This window comes from Rhodosalinus sp. (genome assembly GCF_046542825.1).
Classification (GTDB): Bacteria; Pseudomonadota; Alphaproteobacteria; order Rhodobacterales; family Rhodobacteraceae; genus Rhodosalinus.
In genome coordinates this window covers 1-9,575 of sequence record NZ_JBKHAQ010000108.1, presented here as the reverse complement: position 1 = coordinate 9,575, position 9,575 = coordinate 1, and the positions used below count along the sequence as shown (strand labels likewise).

Here is a 9,575-nt window from a genome sequence, read left to right as displayed (position 1 = left end):
GGACCAGGAAGAAGGGCGCGCGCGCGGCGGGTGATTGCGACGCGCGCGCGGTCTCAGCCGTCCTGCCGGATACGGGCGTTCTCGGGGTCGTAGGGGCTGTCGGGCTGCACCTCGGCGTCCCAGAGCGCGTCCAGCATCTTCACCTTGAGCTTCGTGCCCGGCACGGCGTGCTCCGGCCCGACGTAGCCCATGCCGATGGACTTGCCGAAGGCCACCGAATAGCCGCCCGAGGTCAGCCGCCCGACCCGCTCATTGCCCGCATAGAGCGCCTCGCGCCCCCAGGGATCGGCGTCCGGCGGCCCGTCGATCAGGACGGTCACGCATTTCGAGCGGATGCCGGTCGCCTCCATCGCCTGTTTGCCGCGGAAATCCTTCGACATGTCCACGAAGCGCGGCAGATCGGCCTCGAGCGGCGTGGCGTCGCGGCCCAGCTCGTGGCCGAAGGCGCGATAGCTCTTCTCCTGCCGCAGCCAGTTCTGCGCCCGTGCGCCGACGAGCCTCAGCCCGTGTTTCTCGCCCGCGCCTTCCAGAAGGTCGAAGAGGTAGTTCTGCATCTCCACCGGGTGATGCAGCTCCCACCCCAGTTCGCCGGTATAGGCCACGCGGATCGCGCGCACCGGGCACATGCCAAGCTCGATGTTCCGCATCGAAAGCCAGGGGAACCGCTTGTTGCCCAGCGCAGTGGCCGGGTCCGCATCCCTGACCACGTCGCGTAGCAGGTTCCGCGATTTCGGCCCCGCCACCGCGAAGACGCCCCACTGCGTGGTGACATCCTGCACCACGACCCAGTCGGCGGGACGCGCCGCGCACCAGTCCTGCGAGGCCTGCATCAGGTAGTCGTGGTCATAGGCCTGCCAGCCCCCCGCGGAGACGAGATAGTATTCGTCCTCGGCCAGCCGCACGATGGTGTATTCCGTGCGCGTCGTGCCCTGCGCGGTCAGCGCATAGGTCAGGTTGATGCGCCCCACCTTCGGCAGCCTGTTGCAGGTCATCCGGTCGAGAAAGGCGGTCGCGCCGGGGCCATAGACCCGCTGCTTGGCAAAGGCGGTGGCGTCGATCAGGCCCACGCCCTCGCGGATCGCCTTCGCCTCTTCCACGGCGTAGTGCCACCAGCCGCCGCGGCGGAAGCTGCGGGCGTCGTGGTCGAAGCTGTCGGGCGCGTCCACGGGGCCGAAGTAGTTCGGCCGCTCCCAGCCGTTGACCTGACCGAACTGCGCGCCGCGCGCCTTCAGCCGGTCGTAGCAGGGCGCGGTGCGCAGCGGGCGGCAGGCCGGGCGCTCCTCGTCCGGGTGGTGCAGGATATAGACGTGCTCGTAGGCCTCCTCGTTCTTGCGGGCGGCGTATTCCGTCGTCATCCAGTCGCCGTAGCGGCGCGGGTCGAGGCTGGCCATGTCGATCTCGGCCTCGCCCTCCACCATCAGGTCGGCCAGATACTTGCCCGTGCCGCCGGCCGCCGTGATGCCGAAGCTGAATCCCTCCGCGAGCCACATGTTGCGGAGCCCCGGCGCGGGGCCGACCAGCGGGTTGCCGTCGGGCGTGTAGCAGATCGGGCCGTTGTAGTCGTCCTTGAGGCCCACCGTCTCGGACGACGGGATGCGGTGGATCATGCTCATGTATTCCTCCTCGATCCGCTCCAGGTCGAGCGGGAAGAGGTCGGCGCGGAAACTGTCGGGCACGCCGTATTCGAAGCGCGCGGGCGCGCCCCGCTCGTAGGGGCCGAGGATCCAGCCGCCCCGCTCCTCGCGGACGTACCACTTGGCGTCTGCGTCGCGCAGGACGGGATGCTCGGGGTTCGACTTGCGCCACTCCACCAGTGCCGGGTCCGGCTCGGTGACGATGTACTGATGCTCGACCGGGATCGCCGGCATCCTGATGCCCAGAAGCCGCGCGGTGCGGGGGGCGTGGTTCCCGGTGGCGGTGACGACATGCTCGGCCCTGACCACGGCCTGTTCGTCCGTGGGCACAAGGTTGCCGCCCTTCTCTGCCATCCTCGTGCAGGTGACCTGCCAGTGATCGCCGCGCCAGGCGTAGCCGTCCACCTGCCACTTGCGCTCGATCGTCACGCCGCGCTGGCGCGCGCCCTTGGCCATCGCCTGCGTCACGTCGGCGGGGTTTATGTAGCCGTCCTCGGGGTGGTAGATCGCGCCCTTCAGATCCTCGGTCCGCACCAGGGGCCAGCGCGCCCTGATCTCGTCCGGGGTCATCCACTCGTAATGGATGCCCACCGTCTCGGCCGTCGAGGCGTATAGGCGGTATTCGTCCATCCGCGCGTCGGTCTGCGCCATGCGCAGGTTGCCCACCACGTAGAAGCCCGCGTTGAGGCCCGTCTCCTCCTCCAGCGTCTTGTAGAAGCGCACGGAGTAGTCGTGGATATGACTGACCGCATAGGACATGTTGAAGAGCGGAAGAAGGCCCGCCGCGTGCCAGGTCGAGCCGCTGGTCAGCTCGTCGCGTTCCAGCAGCATCACGTCCGACCAGCCGGCGCGCGCGAGATGATAGGCGATCGAGGTGCCGATCGCGCCGCCGCCCACGACCAGGGCCTTCACGTCCGTTTTCATGTCAGGGCCTTCCCTTCCTGCTTCGGCCCGTCCTTACTCTTGCAGCCGGGGGCGTCGCGCGACCGGCCCGACATGTGATTGCGGGAAAGCGACATGGCGGCGACACGCGGAAAGGTGCCGGTTGCGCGCGCACCTGCCCTTTCGCCCCACTGGCGCAGGTCCTATAAGGGCGCACCGCCCGCGCCGGAGAATCGCGGGTCCTTGGGGTTTGGCGCGCGGGGTCGACGAGCAGGCATGTTTGGACTGGCGAATCTGACCGGCATCTTTTCGCAGGACATGGCGATCGACCTTGGGACCGCGAACACGCTGGTCTACGTCAAGGGGCGCGGAATCATCCTGTCCGAACCCTCGGTGGTGGCCTATCACGTCAAGGACGGCGTCAAGAAGGTGCTCGCGGTGGGCGAGGACGCCAAGCTGATGCTGGGCCGCACCCCCGGCTCGATCGAGGCGATCCGACCGATGCGCGAGGGCGTCATCGCGGATTTCGACGTGGCCGAGGAGATGATCAAGCACTTCATCCGCAAGGTCCACAAGCGCTCGACCTTCTACAAGCCCAAGGTCATCGTCTGCGTGCCGCACGGCGCCACCCCGGTCGAGAAGCGGGCGATCCGGCAATCGGTGCTGTCAGCAGGCGCGCGCAAGGCGGGCCTGATCGCGGAGCCCATCGCGGCGGCCATCGGCGCGGGCATGCCGATCACCGACCCCACGGGCAGCATGGTGGTGGACATCGGCGGCGGCACGACCGAGGTCGCGGTGCTCAGCCTGGGCGACATCGTCTATGCCCGCTCGATCCGTGTGGGCGGCGACCGGATGGACGAGGCGATCGTCAGCTACCTGCGCCGGCAGCAGAACATCCTCGTGGGCGAGGCGACGGCCGAGCGCATCAAGACCTCGATCGGCACGGCGCGGATGCCCGACGACGGGCGCGGCGCCTCGATGCAGATCCGCGGCCGCGACCTGCTGAACGGCGTGCCCAAGGAGACCGAGATCAACCAGGCGCAGGTAGCCGAAGCACTGGCCGAGCCGGTGCAGGCGATCTGCGAGGCGGTGATGACCGCGCTGGAGGCCACGCCGCCCGACCTTGCCGCCGACATCGTGGACCGCGGCGTGATGCTGACCGGGGGCGGCGCGCTTCTGGGCGATCTGGACCTTGCCCTGCGCGAGCAGACCGGGCTTGCCGTGAGCATCGCCGACGAGTCGCTCAACTGCGTGGCGCTGGGCACCGGCAAGGCGCTCGAATACGAGAAACAGCTGCGCCACGCCATCGACTACGACAGTTGACGCGCCGCCACGGGCGGAGTTGATTTTGCCGTCGCGCCGGAAGCGGTTAGACAGGGTCAGGACGCACCGCGCGGCAGGGGACCACCGGGCTTGGCACGCGACAGGAACGGAACCGAGGATTACGCGACCCCGCTGAAGCGGCTTCTTCTGGCTATCGTTGTCCTTTGCCTGACCGCCATCTTCCTCGTCTGGCGCATCGACAGCCCGCGTGTCGAACGCTTCCGCGCACAGGTCGTGGACACGGTGGTGCCCAGCTTCGACTGGGCGATGGCACCGGTCACGGCCACGGTGAACCTTGCCCGCGACTTCCGCAGCTACCGGCGGATCCACGAACAGAACCGCGAATTGCGCCGCGAATTGCAGCAGATGCGCGCATGGAAGGAAGCGGCGCTGCAGCTCGAACAGGAAAACGCGCGCCTGCGCGATCTGAACAACCTCGCGCTCGATCCGCAGCTCACACACGTCACGGGCGTGGTCATGGCGGATTCGGGCTCGCCCTTCCGGCAGTCGGTGCTGATCAACGTGGGCGCGCACGACGGGATCGTCGACGGCTGGGCCGCGATGGACGGGCTGGGCCTTGTCGGCCGGATCTCGGGGGTCGGGCGCACGGTAAGCCGGGTGATCCTGCTGACCGACAGTTCCTCGCGCATTCCCGCGGTGATCCAGCCCTCTGGCCAGCGGGCCATGGTGGTGGGCGACAACAGCGCCGCGCCGCTTCTGGATTTCGTCGAAAACGCGGAGCAGGTGCGGCCCGGCGACAGGCTGATCTCGTCCGGGGACGGTGGCGTCTTCCCCCCCGGCCTGCTGATCGGGCAGGTGGCGCAGGACCCGCGCGGGCGGCTGCGCGTGCGCCTTGCGGCGGACTATTCCCGACTGGAGTTCCTGCGCGTGCTGCGCCACCACGGCACCCCGGCCGTCGATGGCCCCGGGGCGCTGATTCTGCCGGGCGACCTTGCCGAGGCAAACCCGGAGGAGCCTGGCGATGGCTGACGTGCAGGGAAACGCCCTCTGGCCGAAACGAGCCGTCTTCGTTGCGCTCTGCGTTGCGGTGATCTTCGTCGCGCTTCTGCCGCTCGACACCGGCGTCCCGCGCTGGGCGCCGCCCGATCTGCTGCTCGCGGTCTGCCTCGTCTGGGCGGCCCGGCGGCCCGACTATGTGCCTGTCCTGTCCATCGCCTTTGTCGCTCTGCTGGCCGACCTGCTGTATCAGCGGCCACCCGGCCTGCATGCCGTGCTGACCGTCCTGGGCTGCGAATACCTGAAGGCACGCGCACGGATGCTGCGCGATTCGGGCTTCTGGATCGAGTGGGCGACCGCCGGCGCGGTGGTGATCGTCATCACGGTGGCCTACCAGCTCACGCTGGGCCTGCTCGCCGTGCCGCAGCCCCCGCTCGCCCTCAGCATGATGCAGGCGGTCGGCACGATCGCGCTTTACCCTGCGGTCGTCGCAGGCTCGCATCTCTTCCTGGGGCTGCGGCGTCCCGCGGCCTCCGACCCCGGCGGCGCGAGGCTCGGATCATGAGACGCAGCCCGAAGGAGACCCAGACCAGCGTCCGCAAGATAAGCCGCCGCGGCCTGATCGTGGCCGGATTGCAAGCCGGCTTCATGGGCATCCTGGCCATGCGGCTGCGGCACATGCAGGTGGAAGAGGCAGACACCTTTCGCCTGCTGGCAGAGGAGAACCGGATCAACATCCGCCTGATCCCGCCGCGCCGTGGCCGCATCGTCGACCGGCAGGGCCAGCTCATCGCCGGCAACGAGCCATCCTATCGCATCACGATCGTCCGCGAGGACGCCGGCGACGTCGACGAGGCGCTGGCCCGGCTTGCCCGGCTCGTCCCGCTGACGGAAGAGGACCTGGAGCGCGTCCGCGCCGAGGCCGCGCGCTCCGCCCCTTTCCTGCCGGTCACGGTGGCCGACCGCGTCTCCTGGTCGGATATCAGCCGCGTTGCGGTCAATGCCCCGGCCCTTCCCGGCATCAACCCCGAGGTGGGACAGTCGCGCGTCTATCCGATGGGGCCCGATTTCGCGCATGTGGTGGGGTATGTGGGCCCGGTCAGCGAGCGCGATCTCGCCCGCTACGCCGACCCCGATCCGGTGCTGCGCATCCCCCGCTTCCAGGTGGGCAAGGTCGGCGTCGAGGCGCGCCACGAAGACGATCTGCGCGGCCGTGCCGGAACGCGACGGGTGGAGGTCAACGCCGTGGGCCGCGTCATGCGCGAACTCGACCGCCAGGGGGGCGAACCCGGTGCCGACATCCAGCTCACCGTGGATCACCGGCTTCAGGATTATGTGTGCGCGCGGCTGGGAACGGAAAGCGCAAGCGTGGTGGTGATGGACGTGGCCAATGGCGATCTGCTGTCGCTCGTCTCCGCCCCCTCCTACGATCCGAACCTGTTCGTCCGCGGCATCTCGGCCGACGACTACGCGGCACTGCGCGACAACGAGCGTCGCCCGCTGGCCTCGAAGACGGTGCAGGACGCCTACCCGCCCGGCTCGACCTTCAAGATGGTGACCGCACTCGCCGCGCTGGAGCAGGGCGAGATCACCCCGGACGAGACCGTGTGGTGCCCGGGTCACATGGAGGTGGGAGGCCGCCGCTTCCACTGCTGGAAACGGGCGGGCCACGGGCACATGGACCTCGAATCCGGCCTGCGCGAAAGCTGCGACGTCTATTTCTACGATCTCGCGCTGAAGGTCGGCATCGACAACATCGCGGCGATGTCTCGAAGGCTGGGGCTGGGCCAGACCTTCGACATCCCGATGTCCGCCGTGGCCGACGGGCTGGTGCCCGATCGCGAGTGGAAGGCGCGCACGCGTGGCACCCGGTGGCGCATCGGTGACTCGGTCAATGCCTCGATCGGCCAGGGCTATGTCCTGTCCACGCCATTGCAGCTTGCGGTGATGACGGCGCGCCTTGCCACGGGGCGCAGCATCGAGCCGCGGCTGGTGAAATCCGTGAACGGGGTCGAGACGCCGCCGCGCACCGGCACGCCGCTGGGGCTCAACGAGAACCACCTGCGCCGCATCCGGCAGGCGATGTATACCGCCACCAACCACCGGCGCGGCACCGCCTACAGCTCGCGCATCGTCGCCGAGGAGATGGCCATGGCCGGCAAGACCGGCACCAGCCAGGTCCGCAACATCACCGCCGCCGAACGGCGCGCCGGCGTGATCCGCAACGAGGACCTGCCGTGGAACCGGCGCGACCACGCGCTTTTCGTCAACTTCGCGCCCTTCGAGGCGCCGCGCATCGCCGTCTCTGTCGTGGTCGAGCACGGCGGCGGCGGATCGACGGCCGCCGCGCCCATCGCGCGCGACGTGACGCTGCAGGCGCTCTACGGCGGCGACCCGCCGCTCGAGGCCTATCCCGCCGCCGACCGCTCGCGCATCCGCGCCCAGCAGGAGCGTCTTCGGCGCGAGCGCGAGACCGACCGGGACGGGGGGCGCAGCCGCGCATGAGCTATCTCGAGTATAACGTCAAGACGGTGCCCTCGGGGCTTCGCAAGCTGCTGTTTCTCAACTGGCCGCTCGCGGTGACGCTGATCGCGGTGGCCGGGATCGGCGCCGTGATGCTCTACTCCGTGTCCGGCGGCAGCTTTTCGCGCTGGGCCGAGCCGCAGCTCGTCCGCTTCTCGGCGGCCTTCGTCCTGATGCTGATGGTGGCGATGGTGCCGATCTGGTTCTGGCGCAACATGTCCGCACTGGCCTACGCCGTCTGTCTCGCGCTGCTGGTCGCGGTGGAATTCGTGGGCGTCACCGGCCAGGGCGCGCAACGCTGGATCGACCTGGGCTTCATGCGGCTGCAGCCCTCGGAGCTTATGAAGATCGGGCTGGTGATGCTGCTGGCCGCATATTACGACTGGCTGCCGGTCGGCAAGGTCTCGCGCCCGCTGTGGGTGCTGGTGCCCGTGCTGATGGTGCTGCTGCCCACCGGGCTGGTCCTGATCCAGCCCGACCTCGGCACCGCGATCCTCTTGCTGACGGCCGGCGGGCTGGTGATGTTCATCGCCGGCGTCCACTGGGCCTATTTCGCGGGCGTCCTGGCCGCGGGCGCGGGCCTCGTGGCCGCGGTATTCCAGAGCCGCGGCACCGACTGGCAGCTGCTCAAGGACTACCAGTTCCGCCGCATCGATACCTTCCTCGACCCGGCGACCGACCCGCTGGGCGCGGGCTATCACATCACCCAGTCCAAGATCGCGCTTGGCTCCGGCGGCTGGACCGGGCGCGGGTTGATGCAGGGGACACAGACCCGGCTGAACTTCCTGCCCGAAAAGCACACCGATTTCATCTTCACCACGCTGGCGGAGGAACTGGGCTTCCTGGGCGGCATCACGCTCTTGCTGCTCTACGCGCTTGTCCTGCTGTTCTGCGTGGTCAGCGCGCTGCAGCACCGCGACCGCTTCGCTCAGATCCTGATCTTCGGGGTCGCGGTCACCTTCTTCCTCTTCTTCGCCGTCAACATGTCCATGGTCATGGGCCTTGCCCCGGTGGTGGGCGTGCCCCTGCCGCTGGTGTCCTACGGCGGCTCCGCGATGCTTGTGCTGATGCTGGGCTTCGGTCTGGTGCAGAGTGCCCATGTCCATCGCCCGCGCTGATTGCCGATCGCAGGAGGATCACCTTGCCCGTCACAGTTCTCTTCGCCGCGAAATCCGAACGCTGGAAGGAATACGAGCACCCGCTGCGCACCGCGCTCGCCGAGGCCGGCGTCGATGCGGAACTGGTCACCAGGGCCGCGCCCGAGACGGTAGACTACATCGTCTATTCCCCCAATTCCGGCATCGAAGACTTTCGCCCCTTCACCCGCCTCAAGGCGGTGCTGAACCTCTGGGCGGGGGTCGAGGACGTCGTCGGCAACCCCACGCTGAACGTGCCGCTCGCCCGCATGGTGGATGACGAGGGGCTGACGCAGGGCATGGTGGAATGGGTCACGGGTCATGTCCTGCGCCACCACCTCGGCATGGATGCGCATATCCTCGGGCAGGACGGCCTCTGGCGGGCCGGCGCGCCGCCCCTCGCCAGCGACCGCAGGGTCACGATCCTCGGCCTAGGCGCGCTGGGCGCGGCCTGCGGCAAGGCGCTTGCGGGGCTCGGGTTTCCCGTCACCGGCTGGAGCCGCAGCGAGAAGCGGATCGAAGGCATCGACTGCCTCTCGGGACCGCAAGGCGTCAACAGCGCGCTGGCCCGCGCCGACATCCTCGTGCTGCTCCTGCCGCTCACCGCGCAGACGGAGAACCTGATCGACGCCGCGCGCCTCGCCCGGCTGCCAGAAGGCGCAGTGCTGATCAACCCCGGCCGCGGCGCCCTGATCGACGACGCAGCCCTGATCGCGGCCCTCGACGCGGGCCACCTGGCCCACGCCACGCTCGACGTCTTCCGCGAGGAACCGCTGCCGCCGGACCACCCGTTCTGGCCGCATCCGAAGGTCACGGTGACGCCGCATATCGCGTCGGAAACCCGTGCTCCTTCCGCCGCCCGCGTGATCGCCGACAACATCCGCCGTGCCGAGGCCGGGGAACCGATGCGCCACCTCGTCGACCGCGAAAGGGGCTACTGAGCGCGGTGGTCCGCGCGCGCCGCGGCCAGGACGGTCTTCCTCTTGCCGAAAATACCCCGGGGGGCGTCGGCGCAGCCGACGGGGGGCAGCGCCCCCCTGCCGCACGAAGTGCCAGAGAGTGTCGCGCCGCAGGCGCGCCATTCAACGGATTCGCCGCAGGCGCGCCATTCAACGGTTCG

The 9,575-nt window shown here is 69.0% G+C and carries 7 protein-coding genes; 6 read left to right on the top strand and 1 reads right to left on the bottom strand.

What is annotated here, in order from left to right:
* Positions 1 to 53: 53 nt before the first annotated feature.
* The gene (locus tag ACLFOB_RS12540) at positions 54 to 2,558 is read right to left on the bottom strand and encodes a GcvT family protein (RefSeq protein ID WP_410926277.1); all 2,505 of its coding nucleotides are present in this window, start codon (positions 2,556 to 2,558) and stop codon (positions 54 to 56) included.
* A 234-nt stretch (positions 2,559 to 2,792) separates the two neighbouring features.
* On the opposite strand from ACLFOB_RS12540, the gene ACLFOB_RS12535 reads away from it, so the two are divergent.
* From ACLFOB_RS12535 to ACLFOB_RS12510, 6 genes are all read left to right on the top strand, one after another.
* Complete coding sequence (locus ACLFOB_RS12535) at positions 2,793 to 3,839, top strand: rod shape-determining protein (protein ID WP_410917750.1); 1,047 nt, start codon at positions 2,793 to 2,795, stop codon at positions 3,837 to 3,839.
* Positions 3,840 to 3,929: 90 nt separating this feature from the next.
* Positions 3,930 to 4,829, top strand: a complete 900-nt coding sequence (gene mreC / locus ACLFOB_RS12530) for a rod shape-determining protein MreC (protein WP_410926276.1) — start codon at positions 3,930 to 3,932, stop codon at positions 4,827 to 4,829.
* Positions 4,822 to 5,361: a rod shape-determining protein MreD gene (locus ACLFOB_RS12525; RefSeq protein WP_410917752.1), complete on the top strand. Its 540-nt coding sequence runs from the start codon at positions 4,822 to 4,824 to the stop codon at positions 5,359 to 5,361. The genes mreC and ACLFOB_RS12525 overlap by 8 nt, the downstream gene beginning before the upstream one ends.
* Entirely contained in the window at positions 5,358 to 7,301 is a 1,944-nt protein-coding gene (gene mrdA / locus ACLFOB_RS12520) for a penicillin-binding protein 2 (RefSeq protein ID WP_410926275.1), read from the top strand. Before ACLFOB_RS12525 ends, mrdA begins: the two co-directional genes overlap by 4 nt.
* Positions 7,298 to 8,437, top strand: a complete 1,140-nt coding sequence (gene rodA, locus ACLFOB_RS12515) for a rod shape-determining protein RodA (RefSeq protein WP_410917754.1) — start codon at positions 7,298 to 7,300, stop codon at positions 8,435 to 8,437. The genes mrdA and rodA overlap by 4 nt, the downstream gene beginning before the upstream one ends.
* A 23-nt stretch (positions 8,438 to 8,460) precedes the next feature.
* Entirely contained in the window at positions 8,461 to 9,396 is a 936-nt protein-coding gene (locus tag ACLFOB_RS12510; RefSeq protein WP_410917756.1) for a 2-hydroxyacid dehydrogenase, read from the top strand.
* Positions 9,397 to 9,575: the final 179 nt, after the last annotated feature.